Source organism: Litchfieldia stipae (assembly GCF_014837155.1).
Classification (GTDB): Bacteria; Bacillota; Bacilli; order Bacillales; family Bacillaceae_L; genus Litchfieldia.
This window is the reverse complement of the sequence record NZ_JACYHA010000007.1, coordinates 154297-176763: the sequence shown is the minus strand read 5'-3', so window position 1 is coordinate 176763 and position 22467 is coordinate 154297. Positions and strand designations below refer to the sequence as shown.

26 protein-coding genes are annotated in these 22467 nt (G+C 40.6%); 22 read left to right on the top strand and 4 right to left on the bottom strand.

Annotation, left to right across the window (positions count from 1 at the left end):
- Positions 1-383: 383 nt before the first annotated feature.
- Positions 384-506, bottom strand: coding sequence for a hypothetical protein (locus F7888_RS22830; RefSeq protein ID WP_263601191.1), 123 nt, complete (start codon positions 504-506; stop codon positions 384-386).
- 104 nt (positions 507-610) lie between these two features.
- Here F7888_RS22830 and prfA point away from each other — a divergent pair, with 104 nt between their 5' ends.
- The 5 genes from prfA (at position 611) to F7888_RS11040 (ending at position 5132) form a co-directional block, all read left to right on the top strand.
- Positions 611-1678 (top strand): peptide chain release factor 1, encoded by a 1068-nt coding sequence (prfA, locus tag F7888_RS11060; RefSeq protein ID WP_191779410.1) that lies wholly within the window; start codon positions 611-613, stop codon positions 1676-1678.
- Positions 1678-2538, top strand: coding sequence for a peptide chain release factor N(5)-glutamine methyltransferase (gene prmC / locus F7888_RS11055; RefSeq protein ID WP_191779408.1), 861 nt, complete (start codon positions 1678-1680; stop codon positions 2536-2538). The genes prfA and prmC overlap by 1 nt, the downstream gene beginning before the upstream one ends.
- A gap of 154 nt (positions 2539-2692) precedes the next feature.
- Entirely contained in the window at positions 2693-3316 is a 624-nt protein-coding gene (spoIIR, locus tag F7888_RS11050; RefSeq protein WP_191779406.1) for a stage II sporulation protein R, read from the top strand.
- An 83-nt stretch (positions 3317-3399) separates the two neighbouring features.
- Positions 3400-3846 carry a GNAT family N-acetyltransferase gene (locus tag F7888_RS11045; RefSeq protein ID WP_191779404.1) on the top strand — a complete coding sequence of 149 codons (447 nt, stop codon included), beginning with the start codon at positions 3400-3402 and terminating at the stop codon, positions 3844-3846.
- Positions 3847-4082: 236 nt separating this feature from the next.
- Complete coding sequence (locus F7888_RS11040; protein WP_191779402.1) at positions 4083-5132, top strand: L-threonylcarbamoyladenylate synthase; 1050 nt, start codon at positions 4083-4085, stop codon at positions 5130-5132.
- A gap of 43 nt (positions 5133-5175) precedes the next feature.
- Here the strand turns inward: F7888_RS11040 and F7888_RS11035 are convergent, their stop codons facing one another.
- Positions 5176-6135, bottom strand: a complete 960-nt coding sequence (locus F7888_RS11035; RefSeq protein WP_191779400.1) for a nuclease-related domain-containing protein — start codon at positions 6133-6135, stop codon at positions 5176-5178.
- 1437 nt (positions 6136-7572) lie between these two features.
- On the opposite strand from F7888_RS11035, the gene F7888_RS11030 reads away from it, so the two are divergent.
- Complete coding sequence (locus F7888_RS11030) at positions 7573-8133, top strand: manganese efflux pump MntP (RefSeq protein ID WP_191779399.1); 561 nt, start codon at positions 7573-7575, stop codon at positions 8131-8133.
- Between the two features lie 168 nt (positions 8134-8301).
- Positions 8302-8652 (top strand): hypothetical protein, encoded by a 351-nt coding sequence (locus tag F7888_RS11025; RefSeq protein WP_191779397.1) that lies wholly within the window; start codon positions 8302-8304, stop codon positions 8650-8652.
- On the opposite strand, the gene F7888_RS11020 is transcribed toward F7888_RS11025, so the two are convergent.
- The gene (locus tag F7888_RS11020) at positions 8649-8894 is read right to left on the bottom strand and encodes a hypothetical protein (protein ID WP_191779395.1); all 246 of its coding nucleotides are present in this window, start codon (positions 8892-8894) and stop codon (positions 8649-8651) included. The two genes, F7888_RS11025 and F7888_RS11020, sit on opposite strands and share 4 nt — an antisense overlap.
- Before the next feature lie 184 nt (positions 8895-9078).
- Between F7888_RS11020 and F7888_RS11015 the strand changes: the two genes are divergently transcribed.
- From F7888_RS11015 to upp, 8 genes are all read left to right on the top strand, one after another.
- Positions 9079-9525, top strand: a complete 447-nt coding sequence (locus tag F7888_RS11015) for a low molecular weight protein arginine phosphatase (protein WP_191779393.1) — start codon at positions 9079-9081, stop codon at positions 9523-9525.
- A 16-nt stretch (positions 9526-9541) separates the two neighbouring features.
- On the top strand, positions 9542-10828 hold the full coding sequence (locus F7888_RS11010) for a methyl-accepting chemotaxis protein (protein WP_191779391.1): 1287 nt from the start codon (positions 9542-9544) through the stop codon (positions 10826-10828).
- A gap of 92 nt (positions 10829-10920) precedes the next feature.
- On the top strand, positions 10921-11367 hold the full coding sequence (rpiB, locus tag F7888_RS11005) for a ribose 5-phosphate isomerase B (protein WP_191779389.1): 447 nt from the start codon (positions 10921-10923) through the stop codon (positions 11365-11367).
- A gap of 13 nt (positions 11368-11380) precedes the next feature.
- A complete protein-coding gene (locus F7888_RS11000) occupies positions 11381-11953 on the top strand; it encodes a TIGR01440 family protein (protein ID WP_191779387.1) in 573 nt (190 codons plus the stop codon).
- A gap of 293 nt (positions 11954-12246) precedes the next feature.
- A complete protein-coding gene (locus tag F7888_RS10995) occupies positions 12247-12768 on the top strand; it encodes a sigma-70 family RNA polymerase sigma factor (protein ID WP_318246265.1) in 522 nt (173 codons plus the stop codon).
- Positions 12761-13768: an anti sigma factor C-terminal domain-containing protein gene (locus F7888_RS10990; protein WP_191779383.1), complete on the top strand. Its 1008-nt coding sequence runs from the start codon at positions 12761-12763 to the stop codon at positions 13766-13768. The genes F7888_RS10995 and F7888_RS10990 overlap by 8 nt, the downstream gene beginning before the upstream one ends.
- 134 nt (positions 13769-13902) lie before the next feature.
- Complete coding sequence (gene glyA, locus F7888_RS10985; RefSeq protein ID WP_191779381.1) at positions 13903-15144, top strand: serine hydroxymethyltransferase; 1242 nt, start codon at positions 13903-13905, stop codon at positions 15142-15144.
- Positions 15145-15483: 339 nt separating this feature from the next.
- Positions 15484-16113: a uracil phosphoribosyltransferase gene (gene upp / locus F7888_RS10980; RefSeq protein ID WP_191779378.1), complete on the top strand. Its 630-nt coding sequence runs from the start codon at positions 15484-15486 to the stop codon at positions 16111-16113.
- Between the two features lie 221 nt (positions 16114-16334).
- On the opposite strand, the gene F7888_RS10975 is transcribed toward upp, so the two are convergent.
- The gene (locus F7888_RS10975; RefSeq protein ID WP_191779376.1) at positions 16335-16628 is read right to left on the bottom strand and encodes a hypothetical protein; all 294 of its coding nucleotides are present in this window, start codon (positions 16626-16628) and stop codon (positions 16335-16337) included.
- 279 nt (positions 16629-16907) lie between these two features.
- Between F7888_RS10975 and F7888_RS10970 the strand changes: the two genes are divergently transcribed.
- The 7 genes from F7888_RS10970 (at position 16908) to F7888_RS10940 (ending at position 22460) form a co-directional block, all read left to right on the top strand.
- A complete protein-coding gene (locus F7888_RS10970) occupies positions 16908-19151 on the top strand; it encodes a S8 family serine peptidase (protein ID WP_318246264.1) in 2244 nt (747 codons plus the stop codon).
- A gap of 348 nt (positions 19152-19499) precedes the next feature.
- Complete coding sequence (locus F7888_RS10965) at positions 19500-19724, top strand: AtpZ/AtpI family protein (protein WP_191779374.1); 225 nt, start codon at positions 19500-19502, stop codon at positions 19722-19724.
- 3 nt (positions 19725-19727) lie between these two features.
- A complete protein-coding gene (locus F7888_RS10960; RefSeq protein WP_191779371.1) occupies positions 19728-20111 on the top strand; it encodes an ATP synthase subunit I in 384 nt (127 codons plus the stop codon).
- A 21-nt stretch (positions 20112-20132) separates the two neighbouring features.
- Positions 20133-20873, top strand: a complete 741-nt coding sequence (gene atpB / locus F7888_RS10955) for a F0F1 ATP synthase subunit A (protein WP_191779368.1) — start codon at positions 20133-20135, stop codon at positions 20871-20873.
- Positions 20874-20924: 51 nt separating this feature from the next.
- Positions 20925-21140 carry a F0F1 ATP synthase subunit C gene (gene atpE, locus F7888_RS10950; RefSeq protein WP_191779366.1) on the top strand — a complete coding sequence of 72 codons (216 nt, stop codon included), beginning with the start codon at positions 20925-20927 and terminating at the stop codon, positions 21138-21140.
- A gap of 223 nt (positions 21141-21363) precedes the next feature.
- Positions 21364-21918 carry a F0F1 ATP synthase subunit B gene (atpF, locus tag F7888_RS10945; protein ID WP_225228742.1) on the top strand — a complete coding sequence of 185 codons (555 nt, stop codon included), beginning with the start codon at positions 21364-21366 and terminating at the stop codon, positions 21916-21918.
- Positions 21915-22460 carry a F0F1 ATP synthase subunit delta gene (locus F7888_RS10940; RefSeq protein WP_191779360.1) on the top strand — a complete coding sequence of 182 codons (546 nt, stop codon included), beginning with the start codon at positions 21915-21917 and terminating at the stop codon, positions 22458-22460. Before atpF ends, F7888_RS10940 begins: the two co-directional genes overlap by 4 nt.
- The last annotated feature ends 7 nt before the right edge of the window (positions 22461-22467 follow it).

Genomic DNA, 22467 nt, shown 5'->3' with positions numbered 1-22467 from the left:
GGATTCCGCCATGATTTGGTTGAATTACTTGATTTGCTTCAGCCAGGAAGGCCCCTTCCGTTGAATCAAGCATATCTTTCGTTGGATTAAGGCACAAGTTCGTTGGATTCCGCCATGATTTGGTTGAATTACTTGATTTGCTTCAGCCAGGAAGGCCCCTTCCGTTGAATCAAGCATATCTTTCGTTGGATTAAGGCACAAGTTCGTTGGATTCCCCCATGATTTCGTTGAATAAATTGATATGTTACAGCCAGGAAGGCCCTTCCGTTGAATCAAGCCTCACTTTCGTTGGATTAAGGCACAAGTTCGTTGGATTCCACCATGAATTCGTTGAATAAATTGATAAGCTACAATCAGGAAGGCCCCTTCCGTTGAAACAAGCATCACTTTCGTTGGATGCCGCCATGATTTGGTTGAATAAATTGATAAGCTACATCCAGGAAGTTCACTTCCGTTGAATCATACATCACTTCCGTTGGATTCTTACCCTCTTTCATTGAACTCATCAATAGACAGCTTTCTTTTTTAAAAAATTGGTGAATTTGCTTTGACGCTCTACATAACCTATACTATACTTAGAATGTTATGGACTAAAATAGAGGTGAATGATGTGTTTGACCGTTTGGAAGCTGTAGAAGCACGTTATGAAAAATTAAATGAATTATTAAGCGATCCTGATATCGTAAATGATACATCGAAATTACGTGATTATTCAAAAGAACAATCAGATATACAAGAGACTGTTGAAGCATATAGAGAATACAAAGAAGTGAAAGAGCAGCTTGATGATGCGAAAGCGATGCTTGATGACAAACTTGATTCTGAGATGCGTGAGATGGTAAAAGAAGAAATTGGTGAACTAGAAGATCGTCAAACAGAACTTCAAGAGCGTCTAAGAATTCTTTTACTTCCAAAAGATCCTAATGATGACAAGAACGTAATCATGGAGATCCGTGGAGCAGCAGGTGGAGACGAAGCAGCTTTATTTGCTGGTGATTTATATCGCATGTACAGCCGTTTTGCTGAGGTTCAGGGCTGGAAGACAGAAGTCATGGAAGCTAACTCAACAGGTGTTGGTGGATATAAAGAAATTATCTTCATGATTAACGGCAAAGGTGCATTTTCAAAGCTGAAATTTGAAAATGGAGCACACCGTGTTCAACGTGTACCTGAAACGGAATCAGGTGGACGTATTCATACGTCAACGGCAACTGTCGCTGTTTTACCGGAGGCAGAGGAAGTTGAAGTCGATATTCATGATAAAGATATCCGTGTTGATACATTTGCATCAAGTGGTCCTGGTGGACAGAGTGTTAATACGACGATGTCAGCGGTTCGTTTAACTCACTTACCAACTGGTGTTGTTGTATCTTGTCAGGATGAAAAATCTCAAATTAAGAACAAAGAAAAGGCGATGAAAGTATTACGTGCGCGTGTATACGATAAGTTTCAACGTGAAGCACAAGCTGAATACGATCAAAATCGTAAGCAAGCGGTAGGTACAGGAGACCGTTCAGAGCGTATCCGTACGTACAATTTCCCACAAAACCGTGTAACAGACCACCGTATTGGCTTAACCATTCAAAAACTCGACCAAATTTTAACGGGTAAGCTTGATGAAGTGATTGACGCATTAATCATGGAAGATCAAGCCTTGAAGATGGAGCAAGCCGAGTAATGTCATTTAAAAAAGTGTACGAAGCCCTCAACTGGGCTTCTTCTTTTTTACGGGAACATGGTCGAGATGAAAATGCGGGAGAGCTATTGCTACAATTTTTACTAAAGATGGATCGTTCTAAGCTCTTAGCAGAACTACGTGAGGAGCTAGCGCCCGAGGTGATTCAAGTTTTTATCGAAGGAATCGAACGAATCGCTAAAGGGTATCCATTACAATATTTAATTGGCTTTGAAGAGTTTTATGGAAGACCATTTTTGGTGAACGAAGAAGTTCTAATCCCAAGACCTGAAACGGAAGAATTGGTATTGGGCGTCCTCAATAGAATGAAGAAACACCAGCTCAAAGAGGTCGATCTAGTGGATGTTGGAACGGGGAGTGGCGCGATTGCCATTTCGTTAGCGCTTGAACACTCAGGGGCAAATGTATATACCGTCGATATTGCCGAGGAATCGATTGATGTTGCTAGAAAAAATGCAGAGCAGCTGGGATCCAAGGTTACATTTTTGCATGGAGATTTGCTGTTGCCCTTGATCGAGCAAGGAGTGAAGGTGGATGTTGTAGTGTCTAACCCTCCCTATATTCCAGAAGCGGACATGCTGACTCTATCAACGGTGGTGAAGGACCACGAGCCTGAGCGAGCATTAGTAGGGGGTGTAGATGGCCTCGACTTTTACCGTCGCTTCATGGTAGAAATTCCACAAGTCTTAAAGGAACGAGGTATTGTTGCGTTTGAAGTTGGTGTTGGACAAGGAGAAGCTGTCGTATCGATGCTTCGTGAAACTTTTACGAATGCTCTCGTCGAAGTAGTTAATGATATTAACGGGAAAGACCGAATGGTGTTTGCTGAAATAGGGTTTTAAGTCTTGGTGCCAGGCACCGAATGCGGGACGGAAAATGTCCCGATTAGGGTGCCTGGCACAATGTTTTAGAAGTTTACTAGATTTTTTTCATTTTGCTAGTTTAAGATTTAGAAAATCTGTCCACACTGTTTGACAGAGGGGACGGTGCTAGAAAATGAAAAAACAAACAATGATTATTATTTACATAGTATTAATGTTAATTGGTGCAAATGCAGGGTTGTTGGCGAGCGAGCCAGCAGCACAAGGGCAGGATCCGCTTGTCATTCCAGATGAAGCGATCAGATTACGAATTCTAGCAAATAGTGATTCAGACAAGGATCAAGAGTTAAAAAGAAAGATTCGTGATGAAGTAAATAAAGAGATTACGCTTTGGGTACAAGAGTTAACATCAATCGACGATGCTAGAGCTGAGATTAAAAATCGTTTAGATGAAATCGAAGTGATTGTTGAAGAAGTACTAAAGCGTGAAAATAGCATGCAGGATTACAAGGTTGAGTTTGGAAATGTTGATTTTCCGACTAAGCTGTATGGTAAGTTTTTATACCCGGCAGGTCAGTACGAAGCGATTCTTATCACATTAGGCGAAGGTAATGGTGCCAATTGGTGGTGCGTCTTATTTCCACCGCTTTGCTTCCTAGATTTCTCAAATGGTGAAGCCGTCGATGCGTCAGAAGCTGAGCTAGAAACAGAAGAAGAGCCAGTTGAAGAAGTGAAGGAAAAGGAAGAACCAGAGGTTAAATTTTTCATCGTCGAATTTTTTACATCCTTATTTAGTTAAATTCTATTAAAAAGTTCTATTTTTCACATCACCTCATAGATTAGAGATAGGTAATACTGAATCTAGTAAATGAGGTGGATGAAATGGGAGAAAAAATTCGTATTGCAACTGAAAAAGATATTGAAGCAGTTAAAGCATTTTTAGATAAATCAGAAGTCAGTTCAGCTGGCGTCGATTCAATGATTGATCATTTTATCATCATGGAGGATGAGTTTGGTTCTGTGCGAGCAACACTTGGGATTGAACGAGTGGAAACCGATGGCTTGCTTCGATCACTCGTGGTGACATCAAGCATTGAACAAACACAAATTTTAACGCTGTTTAAAAGCGCGATTTCATTAGCACAGCATAAAGAGATGCGCGACTTATACTTAGTCACAAATCGTGAGGCTTCGGTTGTATTCTTTACCATGCTTGGCTTCTCTGAGATTGAAAAAGAACAAATCTCAGAGTCAATCCTGAACGCTGAACACATGAAGAATGTAGCTAAAGCAGAAAATGCGATTTATATGAAGACGACGTTGAATTAAATAAGTGAATTGGGAAAATCTTAATAAGATGTGGAAAAGATAGAGAAAGAATAATAAATGAATGAAAAATATGGGTATATCCACAAAGTTATCCACTTTATTGCAAGTTTTATCCACAATTTGTGGATAAAGCTTGTTTTGTTATTGGATGTTTACTATACTTTCTTTGTGGTCAAACACGCGAATTATAGGTGATTTTACCTGTAAATGTCGAGAAGTAGGAGTTGCTTTTTCTAATGGAAACAAAATTGTGGATTGTGGATAATGTTGGTGATATTGATACCATTTATCCACAGATAGAAGATGCTGCTAAGTTATTGCGTGAAAATCAGGTCATTGCATTCCCAACGGAGACGGTATATGGACTTGGTGCAAACGCAACCTCAAACATAGCGGTAAATAAGATTTTTGAAGCAAAAGGACGTCCAAGCGATAATCCTTTGATTGTACATATTTCTGAAAAAAAACAGTTACATGACATAGTGGAAGTTATCCCCAGTGTTGTGGATAAACTAGTCGAAAAATTCTGGCCAGGACCACTAACACTAATTTTGGATAAAAAAAATCACGGACAAACCTTGTCGAATAAAGTGACTGCAGAGTTATCAACAGTGGCAGTGAGGATGCCAGACCATCCGATTGCTCTAGCGTTGATCAAGAAAAGTGGTCTGCCAATTGCTGCGCCAAGTGCGAATACATCTGGGAAACCAAGTCCGACCCTAGCAAGGCATGTTCAACATGATCTGAATGGAAAAATCGCTGGAATCATTGATGGTGGTCCAACAGGTGTTGGGTTGGAATCCACAGTTCTGGATTGCACTGGGGATATCCCAGTTATTTTACGTCCAGGTGGGGTAACGAAGGAGCAACTTGAAGAAGTTTGTGGACAAGTGGATGTGGATAAAGCGTTATTAAAAGAAGATGAAGCGCCGAAATCACCGGGGATGAAATATACACACTACGCACCGAATGCTCCCCTTTCCATTGTGAAAGGAAACAGCGAATTTATCCAAGAGCTCGTTTCTTCCCAAAGGCAGCTCGGGAGAAAAGTTGGGGTCATGACGACGAGTGAAAATCAGGACAAGTATGATGCAGATCTCATTCTCACTTGTGGAAGCTTGAGCGACCTCGAAACTGTCGCAAATCAACTGTATGATACATTAAGGAAGTTTGATGAAGCAGGTGTTGATCTGATTTATAGTGAGGCTTTCCCAGAAGACGGGATTGGACAAGCCATTATGAATCGACTTCTGAAAGCAGCTGGTCATCAGGTGATTATAGAATAAAATTAACCGATGCCCTGAGTTCTCTTTTGAGGACTTGGGGTTTTTACGTTAGCTCATAAAAGTAGACGCGATTTCTGGTTGAACCGCCAGATGTCAAGGACATGGATTTGAGATAGTTTCTTGAAATGGAGGCAGAAGTAAGATTTAACATTTTGCGTAATTGTTGATTAGTTAATGTCTTTTGATTTGTTAAAAGTAAAAGCTCGCGGATGGTTCCCAAATGTGCTTCTTTAGATTGATAGCCACAGTGTAGACAGGTCCAATTCCCACGATGATGTTCCATCGGAATTTTATTGCATTGTGGACAATGAACACCTGTCAAAAGCTCGGACTCTAATAAATGATATGATTCTAGTAAATTGAGTTCTTTTGGAGAATGATGTTTGACCAGCAGTTTTGCTATGTGTTGTAGTTCCTTTTTTGTGAATATAGGTTCTTTAAAAGTGGATTGCAAATCTTTCACTTTTTCAATGAGATAGGTGTTTTTAATGATGTTTTTGGCAACGGAAGGGTCTGCGTGGATATGGGCGGATTGGTGGGTGATCACGACGATTGGTTCAATGGGAATTTGTTTTTTTATATTATATTGCTTGAGCCACTCAACCAGTTGGTGTCTTTGGCGTTTAGCTTGCAATAGTGGATCCTGAAAGATCTCTTCATTTTGATTAGCGGTACGAATTAATTGATGATGGATATGATCAAAATGTAGTTTCCCGGAAAGGTTTTTTACCTCGGCAATGATAAAGAAAAAAGGTGTAAGAATAAGCGTGTCAATCTGAAAGTAGTATTCTTTAAACTTCAAACGAAGGTGATGAATAATGAGGTAGTCTTCTGGCAGCAAAGCAAGATAATAGTCTAAAGATTGTTCGCCTTTATAACCTGAAACATATTTTGCAAGCTGATCAGTGATTTCTTTTCTCTTCACATGTCTAATGTCGATTCGTTTCAAAAGTGCCTCCAGACACTCGATCTCTAATGGAAAGCTGCGTTCTTTAATAATCATTATTTCACTCCTTTTCTTGGTTATTATTCAAGAAGGTTTAGTGTATTTCCTTTATTTAAAAGTGACGATATTATGAATACTGTTTGGAATGTTGAGGAAGAGTTCGATGTGAGTGGCTTGATGGATAAAGCATATTGAGTAATTCAACGAAAATAGGGGGGAATCCAACGGACCGGGGCGATAATCCGACGAAAGATGAGTATGATTCAACGGAAGAGCCTTCCTGGGTGAAGCATATTAATTAATTCAACGAAAATGGGGAGGAATCCAACGGACCGGGGCGATAATCCGACGAAAGAGAAGCATGATTCAACGGAAGAGCCTTCCTGGCTGAAGCATATTAATTAATTCAACGAAAATAGGGAGGAATCCAACGAACCAGAACGCTAATCCGACGAAAGAGAAGCATGATTCAACGGAAGAGCCTTCCTGGCACGAGCATATTAATTAATTCAACGAAAATGGAGAGGAATCCAACGAATCATGGCGCTAATCCGACGAAAGAGAAGCATGATTCAACGGAAGAGCCTTCCTGGATAAAGCATATTAAGTAATTCAACGAAAATGGGGAGGAATCCAACGAACCAGGGCGATAATCCGACGAAAGATGAGTATGATTCAACGGAAGGGTCCTTCCTGGATAAAGCATATTAAGTAATTCAACGAAAATAGGGAGGAATCCAACGACCCGGGGCGATAATCCGACGAAAGATGAGTATGATTCAACGGAAGAGCCTTCCTGGCATGAGCATATCAATTAATTCAACGAAAATGGAGAGGAATCCAACGAATCATGGCGATAATCCAACGAAAGATGAGTATGATTCAACGGAAGAGTCCTTCCTGGTAGAAGCATATTAAGTAATTCAACGAAAATGGGGAGGAATCCAACGAACCAGAACGCTAATCCGACGAAAGAGAAGCATGATTCAACGGAAGAGTCCTTCATGGATAAAGCATATTAAGTAATTCAACGAAAATGGGGAGGAATCCAACGACCCGGGGCGATAATCAGACGAAAGATGAGTATGATTCAACGGAAGAGCCTTCCTGGATAAAGCATATTAAGTAATTCAACGAAAATGGGGAGGAATCCAACGACCCGGGGCGATAATCCGACGAAAGATGAGTATGATTCAACGGAAGAGCCCTTCCTGGATAAAGCATATTAAGTAATTCAACGAAAATGGAGAGGAATCCAACGAATCATGGCGATAATCCAACGAAAGATGAATATGATTCAACGGAAGAGTCCTTCCTGGTTGAAGCATATTAAGTAATTCAACGAAATTGGGAAGGGACCCGTCCGAATATTCCCAACCTAATCTGCAAATCTACTCGATTCAATGTTCCTCACACAAATTTCTTCCACATTCATTCTTCTAAATCCGAGGGCTTGTGCATATGTTGAAATAGGCAAGTCCGAGGAGGTAGAAAATGAACATCGAAGCGTATTTAGGTGAAATCATCACATTATTTATCATGGCATTTGCCCTTGGAATGGACGCTTTTTCAGTTGGGCTTGGCATGGGATTAATGCGGCTTAGACTGAAACAGATTTTTTACATAGGAATTATCATAGGTGTGTTTCACATTTGGATGCCACTGCTAGGAATGGTGATTGGTCGATTTTTATCAGACCAGTTAGGGACCATTGCGACATACCTAGGCGGAATCTTGCTGCTTATCCTTGGAATACAAATGATTGTCTCTTCGTTTAAAGACGGGGATTCAAAGGTGCTTACTCCACACGGGGCAGGTCTGTATATCTTTGCGTTGGGTGTGAGTTTGGACAGCTTTTCCGTGGGGCTTAGCTTAGGGATTTATGGGGCGCGAACCTTTGTGACGATTCTGATGTTTGGAATTGTGAGTATGTTTTTAACATGGGCTGGATTGCTGCTTGGAAAACGTGTACAAGGCTGGTTTGGATCGTATAGCGAAGCGTTAGGTGGTAGTATTTTATTTGCATTTGGCATTAAGCTTATTTTTGCATTTTAAAAAAATAACGTAAAAGCAAACGAGTATAAAATCGCTAAGGTTTTATACTCGTTTTTCATGTGAAATGTTTAAAATTTTACGAAAAATGAACAAAGTGAAGAGGAAATGAATGTTAAAATATTGGAGGGGGATTGTATACAAAGAACTAGATAAAGGATGTGGATGAGAGTGAATTATCTTCTTAATTTTATTCTAGCAGTATGTTTGACTGGATTTTCTTATTTTCTGGGTAGTCTAATATTGAAAAATGGATTGTCTCTATGGCAAGCGCTCGTTATCGGCTTTTCTGTTGTTGCACTAGGTGCTTTGACAGAAGCGGTTGGAAGTCCGATGTGGTTAATCATATTCGTACCATTCCCAGTAGGGATGATTTTGCTGTACTTATTTCTGAATGTGGCTGTACCTCAATGGTTTCTGACATATCTGCTGACACTTGCGATCTACACGGTGATACATATAGCGATGAGTTATTTCTTTAAGTTCCATTCATTAATTCCAGCTTGGAAACTGATGAATTAACCAGCAATCCCCCAAGCTAAAAATAAAAAGAAAACAAAGACAAGAACCGTTCCGTTTAATAAAACTCCAATGATTCCTGCAACCCATCTCTTTGAAACAATTGCAAAAATGACACCAAGAATAGAAAGTGAACCTAGAATTCCAACACATAATAAAAGATCCGCGTTTGGCCCTCGTAAAATAAAAAACACTAAAACACATACCAAAGCCGTCAGAATGGATAAAGTTCCAAACTTATTCATTCAACATATCCTCCTTAAAAGTGATGTTAGCCAAAGTGTATCATAACCTACAATTTCTGGAAACAAAAACCAATTCCTTCTAGTGGTCCAATGGAGAGGTCACTTTTTTTCATCTCAATGTATCTAAAATTTGTTTTATAATAAAATAATATATTCTATATAGACGTTTGTTGGAGGAGATAAAATGAATTTATTGTTTGTGTGTACAGGGAATACGTGTCGCAGTCCGATGGCGGAGGCGATTTTCAGAAGTAAAAACATACCAGGGGTAAATGTTAAATCTGCGGGGGTTTATGCCGATAACTATAGTATGGCGTCCCTGAATACGGTTCAAGTACTAGCAGAAAAGGGGATTGCGATTCATCATCAATCACAGTCTTTATCAGAAGAGTTGATGAATTGGGCATCACTTGTATTAACGATGACAGCTGGACATAAGCAGCTTGTTCTAAACAATTTCCCTGCTGCCTCTCATAAGGTGTTTACGCTTACAGAGTATGCTGGGGAAAAACAAATTGGAGATGTGATTGACCCATTCGGAGGCTCTCTTGAAATATATAAAGAAACATATCACGAGTTAACAGATTTAATAGACAAGCTCAAGGTTAAGCTAGAACGTGATATGTCATAGTTAGGGGAGAACGTCTTTGAAGAAAGTAAGGGGAAACATTGGTTTACGATGGAAATTAGTTTTACTAGTAACTGTTTTAGCTATAGTTACATATTCAACGAGTGCTTTTTTTCTGTATGTGATTAGTGAGTTTGCGAAGGATTTCGTCTCAGAAACAACCTTTGCGATTGCAACGATTGTGGCGGGGATTTTTTGGTCAGGTGTATTAGCGTTTTTTGCTGCTGGAGTCGTGACTAAGCCATTACAGAGACTTGAGGCAGCTGTGAAAAAAGCGGCAGATGGTGATATTGGTGAGGATGTTATTTTACCAAAATCAAAGGATGAGGTTCGATCATTGGCGGTTGCATTTAATCAAATGCTTGCAAGCCTACGTTTGATCGTGACAAATATTGAAGAGAATGTAACACAAACAACGAGTAAAGTGGCTGAAATGAATGATGCCTCAAAGAACGCAACAAATCAGGCAGAGCTTATTTCGCAAACGATAGAGAGTATCTCAAAGGGAGCTGACCAATCGGCGGTCGCTGTTCAAGAAACGGCGGAGTCGGTCGATCATGTGATCAAGCTTGCTGAAGAGGTGCAAAACAAGGCGAATTTCTCCGCGGACCGCTCTGTGGCGATGGTTGAGTCGCTCAAGGAAAGTCAGGGTGCCATTGATTCGCTTATTACAGGATTGACGAAGCAGGTGGACAGCAGTCATGTGTCCCTCCAAGCTGTTAAGCGATTAGATGAGAATGCACAAAGGGTGAATGACATCATCACGCTTGTTGGTGATATCGCTCAGCAAACCAATTTACTTGCATTGAATGCGGCAATCGAAGCTGCTCGTGCTGGTGAACATGGAAAAGGCTTCGCCGTTGTTGCTGATGAAGTTCGTAAATTAGCAGACGGTAGCTCGCAAGCTGTACAGGATATTTCTACATTAATTGAAGAAATTCAAACAGAAGTCAGCAATGTTGTGGTCCAGATTACTGAACAAGTAGAAGTAGGTAATAGTGAAGCGAAAAATGGAGAAATCACAAATGCTGCGATTAAAACGATGACAGACTCTGTTCACGAAGTGGCAAATTCAGTTAAGCAAATCACTGAATTAGTTGACCATCAAATGGACAGTATTAAACAAACGGCGATTCAATCTCAAGAGGTAGCAGCAATTGCTGAAGAAACCTCGGCTGGAACAGAGGAAATGGCAGCCTCCACTGAGGAACAAGTGCAAGTAATTGAACACATATACACGTTGTCAAAGGAATTTACCCACCAAGCACAAGAACTTAAGAAAACGATCGAACAATTTAGATTATAAATTTCTTCATGAAGGACTTCCTGCGTATCATACAAGTGAAAAAAGTGGTATGATAACGGTAAACATATCATTTGTAACGGGGGTCTTCTTTGATGAAAGTGGCTATTGCTTCAGATCATGGTGGATTAAATATAAGAGAAGAAATTAAAAGCTTAATGACTGAAATGGGTATTGAATTTGATGATTTTGGCTGTGAGTGCAGTTCTTCGGTTGATTACCCAGATTATGCTGTGCCAGTAGCTGAGAAAGTGGCAGCAGGCGAGTATGATCGTGGCATCCTAATTTGCGGAACAGGCATCGGGATGAGTATTGCAGCAAACAAAGTAAGAGGGATTCGCTGTGCCCTTGTTCATGATACATTTAGTGCTCAGGCAACGCGCGAGCATAACGATACAAACATACTAACGATGGGTGAGAGAGTCATCGGTCCTGGACTGGCGCGTGAAATTGCAAGAGTATGGCTAACAACTGAATTCCAAGGCGGAAGACATGCAACCCGCATCAATAAAATTAAAGAGTACGAGGATCAGAATCAATAGGCAGGTGATAAGGATGTCAGCAGAAGTAAATGAGTGGAGAGGACAGCTAAAGACGGTCCTGTCTGATTTGAAAAAACAAACGACATTAACTAGTCATGAGGTTCTGGTCATCGGGTGCAGCACAAGTGAGGTCATTGGTGAAAAAATCGGAACCGCTGGTACACTTGATGTGGCACAAATGATGTTTGACGAGCTTCTAGCTTTTCAACAAGAGTCTGGAGTAGGTCTTGCATTCCAATGCTGTGAGCATCTTAACCGTGCCCTTATTGTTGAAAAAGAAACGGCTATTGCCAAAGGGTTAGAGATGGTCACGGTTGTTCCCGTTCGTACAGCTGGTGGAGCGATGGCAACATACGCCTACAACCATTTCAAACATCCGGTCGTCGTCGAATTTATCAAAGCTGACGCTGGCATTGATATTGGCGATACCTTCATTGGTATGCATCTCAAGCACGTCGCCGTTCCAATCCGAAGTACAGTGAAACAAATCGGACAAGCGCATGTCACGATGGCTAAGACTAGACCGAAGCTGATTGGTGGAGCGCGAGCTGTTTATACGGATGAAAAAGAAAATAATCAATGTTAACAATAACAAGTTCTTCATTTTTGAAATGAAGGACTTTTTTTATGGGTATATTAGTTTAAGTTTGTTACATTGCATCAATAGAATTATATCTAGCAGTCTGAATACACGTAGACTCCCATGGGAGGCTCACCAGACACCCCATAGGACGCGGAGTGTATTCAAACTGCGGGCTTTGTAAGCGACGATTTATACGAAAACAGCATTTTTATACAAAAGATAGGCTCTGAACATGTAACATTTAGGTAAAACAATCGTTATATTCATAGATGACAGAAGTGAGAGGGAGGTCAAGGGTGGATAACGGTCAACGAAATGAGAAGCTGGATGATATCTATCGTAGGTATGCAGAAAGCTTATACTACTATCTCCTCCGTTTATCTGGGTCTCCCACTGTGGCAGAGGAATTGGTGCAGGAAACCTTTTTTCGAGCCACGGTTTCACTCCATTTTTATAAGCATGAGGAAGTAAGGCCTTGGCTCTATAAGGTGGCACGGAATACCTATTTAGATGAATGGCGTAAAAGGAAGCGCTGGAACTGGGTACCTTTTTTTGAAAAGGAAGAAATGCATAGTCCATACGGTTTGCCACTTGAAGAAGCATTGAATCGAGAGACGGAGAGAGAATTAAAAGAGTTGCTTGATATATTGCCAGAAAATTATCGTACGATTATTTATTTGAGAGAATTTGCGGACTTCTCCTACCAGGAGATTCAGGAAACGATGGAATTGACCGAATCGCAGGTCAAGGTGACGCTTCATAGAGCGAGAAAACGGCTGCAACAGCTTTCAGGTGAAAGGAGAGAGTTCAATGACTGAATGGTCGAAGGATAAGGAAAAGAAGATCTTGTGGAAGTATCGCTTTCTTTTGACTGCTAGGATTGTAAGAGTTTTATTGATTATCGGAGGACTTTATTTCATTTATTCTTTGTTCTTAACGATTGGATATAGCCAAACAGATATTGGGTCAAAGCATAAATTTAATATGAACCTTGCAATTGACTGGACGCAAGGGGGATTGTACAGTGAGTATTTATCGCATCCTGATCCTGAGATCACACCCTTTTTCACACAGCATATCTCGCTGCCACTGTATCGAACGATAGGGAAAGACAAGGAACCGGTGGCAACATTGGACATAAGTAAGCGAGTATTCACTGCTTTTTCAAGTAAGCAATTAACATATCATCGGCTAACAGAGAACCAATGGTTTCACTTCTATCTACCCGAACATCCGAAAACGGGAGAAAAGCTTTATTTTAAAAATCAGGATGACGTATGGGATCCTTTAGAAAAGGTGCATGAGGGGACGGTTGCAGATTTAGCTTTTTCAACCGATCAATACTATGATCCGGAGGAACTATTAAAGATTTTAGGAAAATACGATCTTGATGTATTGTGGATGCCTTTGTATAGTGGGGAGTTAAAAGAAATTGAAGATGTGGGATACGGACTTGCGGGTGGTTCGTATTTGTCGGTTGAAACGCTCGGTCTTTCTCGAGGCAGGGAGCTTCTTGAGGGATATCATGCCTTTTCAGAGGTTATGATTAGGGAAGACAGCATCGCTGACATTGAAAAAATAATGCTCAAAAACATGGATGAATTAATTAAGAATGAGAGTAAAACCTATATTGAACAGTTTTTAGGACTACGTTATCTTGAGGAACGACATAGCTATTTAAAGGAAAATGGTTTCCAAGTATATGGTGCAGTTGTGACTGGCCCAGTGAAGGAACTATTAAAGCTAAAAGAGGAAGAAACGTTCCGAGGAGTACAGGTTGGCGAATTTGATTACTGGAATTGGGAAAAAACCGAATAATAAACATAACTATAGTCACTATTTTTCGGATTTCAAAAATTATACCTTTCTCTTCGAAATTGAAAGTGATAAAATGAGGGAGGATTTGATTTTTATAAAAATACTAGAGTCTTGACATGTGAAGGGGGATTCCAATGAAACATTTATCGCAACAAGATCCAGCAGTGTTTGGATCAATTCAAGATGAGTTAAAGAGACAAAGAACGAAAATCGAGCTTATTGCTTCTGAGAACTTCGTAAGTGAAGCAGTAATGGAAGCTCAAGGTTCAGTTTTAACGAACAAATATGCTGAAGGTTACCCAGGTCGTCGTTATTATGGTGGCTGTGAGCATGTTGACGTAGTTGAAGATATTGCTCGTGACCGTGCAAAGGAAATCTTCGGAGCAGAATACGTGAATGTTCAACCACATTCAGGTGCACAAGCAAACATGGCCGTTTATTTCACCATCTTAGAGCAAGGCGATACAGTGTTAGGGATGAATCTATCACACGGTGGACATTTAACTCACGGTAGCCCAGTAAACTTTAGTGGAATTCAATATAATTTCGTGGAGTACGGGGTTGACGAAGAGACACATACAATTAATTACGATGACGTTCTTGAAAAAGCTCGTACACATAAACCAAAGTTAATCGTAGCAGGTGCTAGTGCATATCCACGCGAAATCGACTTCAAACGATTCCGTGAAATTGCAGATGAAGTTGGCGCATATTTAATGGTTGATATGGCTCATATTGCAGGACTTGTTGCTGCAGGTCTTCATCCAAACCCAGTACCATACGCTGATTTCGTTACAACGACCACTCATAAAACATTACGTGGACCACGTGGTGGAATGATTTTATGCAAAGAAGAATTCGGTCGTAAAATTGATAAGTCCATTTTCCCTGGCATTCAAGGTGGACCATTAATGCATGTCATTGCTGCTAAAGCTGTGGCATTTGGTGAAGCTCTTCAGGACGATTTCAAGGTATATGCAGGAAATATTATTGCTAATGCAAAGCGTCTTGCTGCAGGTCTGAAAAAAGAAGGCTTAAAGCTAGTGTCTGACGGAACAGATAACCACCTATTACTAGTTGATGTGAAGGCAATTGGCTTAACAGGAAAAGTAGCTGAGCATGTTCTTGATGAAGTTGGCATCACAGTGAATAAAAACACAATTCCATTCGATACTGAAAGCCCATTTGTAACAAGCGGAATCCGTATCGGAACAGCGGCTGTCACATCTCGTGGATTCGCACTAGAGGACATGGATGAGATTGCATCAATCATCGCATTCACTCTAAAGAATCACGAAAGCGAAGCAAGCTTAAAAGAAGCAGCAGCACGTGTTGAAGCACTTACGGCGAAATTTGTTTTATATAAAGAACTTTAAAAAAAGAGAGCTAGACATCCGATTTGGAGTCTAGCTTTTTTATATATGCTGGTTTTTCACAATTGAAGAAGCTATCTAGCAGACTGAATACACGTAGACTCCTGCGGGATGCGTGGCCAGAGTGAGACCCCACAGGAGCGAAAGCGACGAGGAGGCTCGACACCCCGCCGGACGCGGAGTGTATTCAGGCTGCGGCATTACACGCAAATAACCTTTATTTTTTCATGAAAAATCGACAATTGTTAACAAAAACACACAAATATCCACGACTTTCTCTTGAATAAGCCTCTTTACTTCTGTAAAATCTATTGAAGTGAATAAAAAAGGAGAGATGTCTCAATGGGCAAAGTATACGTATTTGATCACCCACTAATTCAGCATAAGCTTACATACATAAGAGAAAAATCAACAGGAACGAAGGAATTCAGAGAATTAGTAGATGAAGTAGCTAGCTTAATGGCGTTTGAAATTACTCGCGATCTACCACTTGAAGAAGTAGAAATTGAAACACCTGTAGTGAAAGCAAAATCTAAAGTACTATCAGGGAAGAAGATCGGAATCATCCCAATTCTTCGTGCTGGTCTAGGAATGGTTGATGGTATTTTGAAATTAATCCCAGCGGCAAAGGTTGGACACGTTGGATTATATCGTGACCCAGAAACACTTCAGCCTGTTGAATATTATGTGAAGTTACCTTCTGATGTAGAAGAGCGTGATTTCATCGTAGTTGACCCAATGCTTGCAACAGGTGGATCCGCAGTTGAGGCCATCAACTCTCTCAAAAAGCGTGGCGCAAAAAACATTAAATTCATGTGCTTAATTGCTGCCCCTGAAGGAGTAGAAGTGGTAAAGCAAGAGCATCCGGACGTGGACATCTTTATCGCGGCATTAGATGAAAAGTTAAATGACCATGGTTACATCGTGCCAGGACTTGGTGACGCTGGAGACCGTTTGTTTGGAACAAAATAATCTTGGATTGGAGAAGATAACCTGTGGGTTATCTTCTTTATTTATGTGAGGATGCAGGGAAGGGGATTCCGTTGAATTAAATGTGATTTTCGTGGGATTCATTGGCTTGTTCGTCGGATAATCGCTCTGTTTCGGCGGATTCCACTTCGATTTCGTTGAATGAATTGATATGCTACATCCAGAAAGAGCCTTTCGTTGAATTCGACTCCACTTTCGTCGGATTATCGCTCTGTTTCGTTGGTTTTCACCTTGAGTTCGTTGAATGAATTGATATTCTCCAGAAAGGCCCAGCCTTTCGTTGAATCATACTCTTCTTTCGTTGGATTATCGCTCTGTTTCGGCGGATTCCACTTCGATTTCGTTGAATGAATTGATATGCTACATCCAGAAAGAGCCTTTCGTTGAATTCGACTCCACTTTCGTCGGATTATCGCCTTGTTTCGTTGGATTCCACTTCGATTTCGTTGAATTCCACTTCGATTCCGTTGAATGAATTGATATGCTACATCCAGCAAGAGCCTTTCGTTGAATTCGACTCCACTTTCGTCGGATTATCGCTCTGTTTCGTTGGATTCCACCTTGAGTTCGTTGAATGAATTTGCTTTTATCAGAACGGCATGGTCGTTCGTTGAATCATACTCTTCTTTCGTCGGATAATCGCTCTGTTTCGGCGGAATCGACTCTGATTTGGTTGAATGCATTTATATGCTACATCCAATAAGTACCTTTCATCAAATCTCCCCCTCATATTTTCAAGCTTTCGAGACAGACTACACATCAAGGGAGGCGATTTGTTGAGACAGACACTATTCATCGCACTAAGCATGATTCTACTTATAACAAGCACACATCTACCTGCTCATGCAGATACCCCGGTATTTCCAAACCGTCCTGAATTACCTACAGAATCAATGGATGAAATCATCACGTCAGTCATTGTGACGGAGGAGAGTAATCGAGATCGAATTGAAACAATCATTAAGGACAATCCTTCCTTAACTATTACACAAGAATACAAGTATGTTTTTCATGGCTTCTCAGTCAAAGGAAAGAGGGGCGACCTTCTGAAGCTAAAAGAAGAGCAGGGCATCCTCCACAGCTCTCCAGTCGCTACATATAAGGTGTCACTCGATCAAAGTGTCCCATTTATCGGTGGCGACGCAATTAGGGGCTATTTTGACGAGGAGGACAATCGTCTTACTGGCAAAGGGATCAAGGTTGGTGTCATTGATACAGGCATCGATTATACGCACCCAGACCTGCACGATAATTATCATGGCGGCTTTGATATTGTCGATGGGGATAATGATCCGATGGAGACAAAAGGCTCTGCGCATGATCAAACGCTACATGGTACACATGTCGCTGGGATTATCGCCGCCAATGGCAAGGTGAAGGGCGTGGCACCAGAAGCCGAGGTGATTGCCTACCGTGCGCTTGGTCCAGGCGGAATCGGTACCTCTGATCAAGTGATTGCAGCGATTGACAAAGCGATTGCAGATAAGGTCGATATTATTAACCTATCGCTAGGAAACAATGTCAATGGTCCAGACTGGCCAACCAGTTTAGCCCTGAATAAGGCAACTGAAAAAGGCATCGTTGCGGTTACTTCAAGTGGGAACTCAGGCCCTGACGTGTGGACAGTCGGTTCTCCAGGAACATCGACGAAAGCTATATCCGTTGGAGCTTCTACCCCTCCGTTAAAAATTCCATCGATCACGATAGGAATGGAGGACAAGGAAATCCCAATTACCGAAATGCAGGGATCCAAACCATGGTTACTCGATAAGCAACACGAATTAGTGGTGGCTGGCAAAGGAAATAAGAGTGACTTCAAACAAAATGTTAAAGATAAAATTGTTCTGATCGAACGAGGTACGATTACATTTTCCGAAAAAGCACTGAATGCCGAAGCCGCAGGGGCAAAGGGAGTCCTGATTTATAATAATGTAAAAGGCGAGTTTGCAGGTGCACTGGATGTTCAGCCTGAAATCCCGGTTGCTTCACTCACTAAAGAAGATGGCGACTGGCTGAAAAAGCAGTTGAAAAAGAAGAACACCATGATCAAAACGACTTACAATGACGTAATGGATACCATTGCATCATTTAGCTCGAGAGGTCCTGTCACAAATACATGGGAAATCAAGCCCGACGTAGTGGCTCCTGGAGTTGGAATCAATAGTACGATTCCAAATGGCTACACCGAGTTACAGGGGACAAGTATGGCAGCTCCCCATGTTGCTGGTGCATGTGCATTAATCAAGCAGGCTCACCCTGATTGGACACCTGAGCAAATAAAAGCATCGTTAATGAATACGGCCAAGCTACTAAAGGATGAAAAAGGCGATCTCTATAAGTCCTATGAACAAGGGGCTGGAAGAATCCAAGTGATTGAAGCGATGAATGCAGAAACATTGGTGTATCCAAGTACATTGACGTTTGGATTGTTTGAGCAAAAACATCATCGTACAAAGAAGAAGCTCACAATCACGGTCGATAATCAATCGGATCAGGAGAAGCATTACTCCTTTGAATTTCCTGAGCACATAGAAGGATTCCAATGGAAGCTCCCGACTCCGTTCAAGCTGAAGCCAAACGAAAAAAGAAAGATTACCCTATCGGTGGATATCACACCAACTGTGATTGGGGCTGGACTTCATAGCGGGCATCTTTTTTTAGACGATGGAAAAAAGAAGACACATATCCCGTACATGATTGTGATCGAGGAACCAGATTATCCTCGCGTCATGGCCTTTCAATTTGGGGCAAAAGAAGACAGGACACACTATCAATACCAATTGTATCTGCCAAGAGGAGCAGAGGAATATGGGATTGCCCTTTACGATCCTGACTCGTTACGATTTATTACCTTCTTGGATTGGAAGCGCGATGTGCCAAGAGGTTTAATTGAGAAGGAGATCTCAATCGAAGAATTAGGCCTGCATGGCGTGTATAAGGCGATTGTCTTTGCGAAAAAAGCGGGGAAAGAGGACACGATCGAATCTGACATATTAATTGACGATATTGGGGCAAATTAAGTCCTAATTTGTGAACAAAAACCGCCCTTCTGTGACATTTGTCTCTCGTGGGGCGGTTAATTGTGAACATTTTGTGAACACGACCAATAGGAAAACGCTATCAAAAGCTTTTTTAATATATATATAGTAGAAACCAAAACGTTGATTTAATAGGGTTATGGATATTCAATTTGGGGTTCAAATGTTATAATTGATTTGTGATTTTTTTAACAGTAAACACATTGACATTAAATGGTGCCTATTGTATGCTTACAAAGGGTATGATGATAAGGTTTTCAAGTGTTATATCTGGCTATTTAGTGACATTTTTGAAACTTCGTTTTCTACTTGAAAAAGGAGGCATGATTTATGCGTCCTAAAGCGAAACATCCCTTTCGAGCGATGGCATTAATGTCTGCCATTACATCACAATTAGTAGGTTCAATCTTAGTCGGAATTTTCCTTGGAAGATGGTTAGACCGGGAAATTGATACCGAACCACTTTTCTTAATTATCGGCCTTCTGTTGGGACTAGCAGCTGGTGTATACGCAACAATCCACTCTGTCCAAAAATTCAACAACTCAGGAGATTAAGCCATGCAGCAACAAGATAATGGAACGATGATAAAACGACATAGGAAATACTTGTTCTATTTAATCGCTGTGTTTCTTTTAGGCTGGGGATTTACTACATATGATACAGCATTCATGGGTTTGATTGTGGGAACCATTACAAGCTTCTATAATCACTTGCTTCTGTATCGAAAAGTGAACAAGTTTGGAGATACCGTTGTGAACGGCGGCAAGATGTATTCGTTAGGAACTGTTTCAAGGATGGCTGCGGCTGGACTAGCTGTCTTCATTTCTCTGAGATACCCTGAACATGTCAATGTTTACTTTGTAATACTGGGATTAATGACATCCTATATCGTCATTTTTATAGATTTTATGATTCAATCCAAACAACAAACAAATGTATAACGGGGAAGAGAGGTGATATAGTTGGAACATCATGCTCCTACGTTTGAATGGTTAGGCCTTACGTTTAATGCGTCTAATATTCTTATGACAATTATTGCTGCTACCATAGTGTTTTTAATTGCAGTTCTATTAACTCGAAACATTTCGTTGAAGCCTACAGCTGGCCAAAACGTAATGGAATGGATTATAGACTTCGTTAAGAATATCATTGGAAGTACAATGGATTGGAAAACTGGTAGTCTTTTCCTACCACTTGGGATCACACTTCTATTGTATGTGTTCGTCTCAAACATGCTAGGATTACCATTTGCCATTATCGTTGGTGAGGAACATAGCTTATGGTGGAAATCACCTACAGCCGATCCAGTTATCACACTAACATTAGCCGCGATGGTTGTAGCATTATCCCACTATTACGGTGTTAAGCTTCACGGACCAAAGGAATATGCGAAAGGTTTCTTTAAACCAATGAGCTTTTTATTCCCATTGAAGGTGATTGAGGAATTCTCAAACACTCTAACATTAGGTCTTCGTCTTTACGGTAACATCTTCGCAGGGGAGATTTTACTTGGCTTGTTAGCAGGACTAGCTGTTAACGGATATGAAACTGGAATTCTTTCTGGAATCCTAGGAACTCTAGCTTCCGTCATCCCAATGATGATTTGGCAAGCATTTAGTATTTTCGTTGGTTCAATTCAAGCATTTATTTTCACTATGTTAACGATGGTTTATATGGCGCACAAAGTGAGTCACGACCATTAATAATAAAATTTAAACAATATCTTAAAGATAATCTTAAGGAGGAATTTTATAATGGGTGCATTAGCAGCAGCAATTGCAATTGGTTTAGCAGCACTAGGTGCAGGTTTTGGTAACGGAATGATCGTAAGTCGTACAGTTGAGGGGATTGCTCGTCAACCTGAGCTTAAAGGTCCACTTCAAACAACAATGTTCATCGGGGTTGCACTAGTTGAGGCGATTCCTATCATCGCAGTAGTAGTAGCATTCATGGTTATGGGTCAAAACTAATTTTAGTTAGAGTCTAATCTTACAGGTATTATACTTGTTCATAAGGGATAGAACGAAATAAACGGGTTCAAGTGGCGAAGTCGTCTCAATTGAGAACCTTCGCCATTGTTTTACCTGAACTATTACTTTCTATAACTATTGATTTAAAAAATTTCAATAGGTAAGTACGTCGTTATTTATCTATGTTTATATGTCTTATTTATACACTTGTTCATGTATTTTGTTGAAAGGAGTGAGCGCTTTGTTATATGACGTTAATTTATTTGCCCTTGGAGCTGGAGCAGGGATTTTAAGTAATGTTAACTTAGGTGATATTATCGTTCAGTTAGCTGTCTTCTCATTACTACTTTTCTTATTAAGAAAGTTTGCCCTTGATAAAGTAATAGCAATGATGAAACAGCGTGAAGAACATATTGCTGGGGAAATAAACTCTGCTGAAAGAAGTCATCAGGAAGCAAAGCAGTTAATTGACCAACAACAGCAATTATTAAAAGAAGCTCGTGGTGAAGCACAGGAGTTAATCGACAGTGCAAAGAAAATTGCAGAAGAGCAAAAAGCTGCAATGCTGCAAGCTGCAAAAGAAGAGTCAGACCGCTTCAAGGAATCTGCTCGTAAAGAGATTATTCAAGAGAGAGAAAAAGCCGTTACTGCATTACGCGAACAGGTTGCTTCTTTATCTGTATTAATCGCTTCGAAGGTAATTGAGAAAGAACTAAGTGAGAAGGATCAAGAGAAGCTTATCAATGAATATATTCAAGAGGTAGGAGAAGAGCGATGAGCAATGGGGTCGTGGCAAAGCGATATGCGTTAGCTCTTTTTCAATTAGCAAAAGAACAACAAACTCTTGATCAAATTGAAGCTGAACTTCGAGTTGTAAAGCAAGTATTTACAACAAACAAAGAATTAATGGTGTTTTTAACAAGCCCAAAGATTCAAGCTGATACAAAGAAAGCTGCATTGAAGGAAGCATTTGCTTCTGCTTCAAACACAGTATTAAATACATTATTCTTACTTGTGGATCGTCACCGTACAACAGTGATTACTGAAGTCGTTGATCAATTCATTGAGCAAGCAAATGAAGAGCGTGGCGTGGCTGAAGCAAAGGTCTACTCAGTACGTCCATTAACAGATACTGAAAAAGCTGGAATCTCAGCGATGTTTGCTAAAAACATTGGCAAGGCCGCTTTACGTATCGAAAACATTGTAGACAAAAGCCTTATCGGTGGCGTGAAAATCCGCATCGGTAATCGTATATATGATGGTAGTGTGAATGGAAAGTTAGAGCGCTTAGAGCGTGATCTAATGACGAAAAGATTGTAGATAGGGG

What these genes read in the sequence shown, in the direction of transcription:
- F7888_RS22830 (WP_263601191.1), bottom strand. Translation starts at nt 506, where the DNA reads ATGAGTTCAATGAAAGAGGGTAAGAATCCAACGGAAGTGATGTATGAT.
- prmC (WP_191779408.1), top strand. Translation starts at nt 1,678, where the DNA reads ATGTCATTTAAAAAAGTGTACGAAGCCCTCAACTGGGCTTCTTCTTTT.
- spoIIR (WP_191779406.1), top strand. Translation starts at nt 2,693, where the DNA reads ATGAAAAAACAAACAATGATTATTATTTACATAGTATTAATGTTAATT.
- F7888_RS11045 (WP_191779404.1), top strand. Translation starts at nt 3,400, where the DNA reads ATGGGAGAAAAAATTCGTATTGCAACTGAAAAAGATATTGAAGCAGTT.
- F7888_RS11040 (WP_191779402.1), top strand. Translation starts at nt 4,083, where the DNA reads ATGGAAACAAAATTGTGGATTGTGGATAATGTTGGTGATATTGATACC.
- F7888_RS11035 (WP_191779400.1), bottom strand. Translation starts at nt 6,135, where the DNA reads ATGATTATTAAAGAACGCAGCTTTCCATTAGAGATCGAGTGTCTGGAG.
- F7888_RS11030 (WP_191779399.1), top strand. Translation starts at nt 7,573, where the DNA reads ATGAACATCGAAGCGTATTTAGGTGAAATCATCACATTATTTATCATG.
- F7888_RS11020 (WP_191779395.1), bottom strand. Translation starts at nt 8,894, where the DNA reads ATGAATAAGTTTGGAACTTTATCCATTCTGACGGCTTTGGTATGTGTT.
- F7888_RS11015 (WP_191779393.1), top strand. Translation starts at nt 9,079, where the DNA reads ATGAATTTATTGTTTGTGTGTACAGGGAATACGTGTCGCAGTCCGATG.
- rpiB (WP_191779389.1), top strand. Translation starts at nt 10,921, where the DNA reads ATGAAAGTGGCTATTGCTTCAGATCATGGTGGATTAAATATAAGAGAA.
- F7888_RS11000 (WP_191779387.1), top strand. Translation starts at nt 11,381, where the DNA reads ATGTCAGCAGAAGTAAATGAGTGGAGAGGACAGCTAAAGACGGTCCTG.
- F7888_RS10990 (WP_191779383.1), top strand. Translation starts at nt 12,761, where the DNA reads ATGACTGAATGGTCGAAGGATAAGGAAAAGAAGATCTTGTGGAAGTAT.
- glyA (WP_191779381.1), top strand. Translation starts at nt 13,903, where the DNA reads ATGAAACATTTATCGCAACAAGATCCAGCAGTGTTTGGATCAATTCAA.
- upp (WP_191779378.1), top strand. Translation starts at nt 15,484, where the DNA reads ATGGGCAAAGTATACGTATTTGATCACCCACTAATTCAGCATAAGCTT.
- F7888_RS10965 (WP_191779374.1), top strand. Translation starts at nt 19,500, where the DNA reads ATGCGTCCTAAAGCGAAACATCCCTTTCGAGCGATGGCATTAATGTCT.
- F7888_RS10960 (WP_191779371.1), top strand. Translation starts at nt 19,728, where the DNA reads ATGCAGCAACAAGATAATGGAACGATGATAAAACGACATAGGAAATAC.
- atpE (WP_191779366.1), top strand. Translation starts at nt 20,925, where the DNA reads ATGGGTGCATTAGCAGCAGCAATTGCAATTGGTTTAGCAGCACTAGGT.
- F7888_RS10940 (WP_191779360.1), top strand. Translation starts at nt 21,915, where the DNA reads ATGAGCAATGGGGTCGTGGCAAAGCGATATGCGTTAGCTCTTTTTCAA.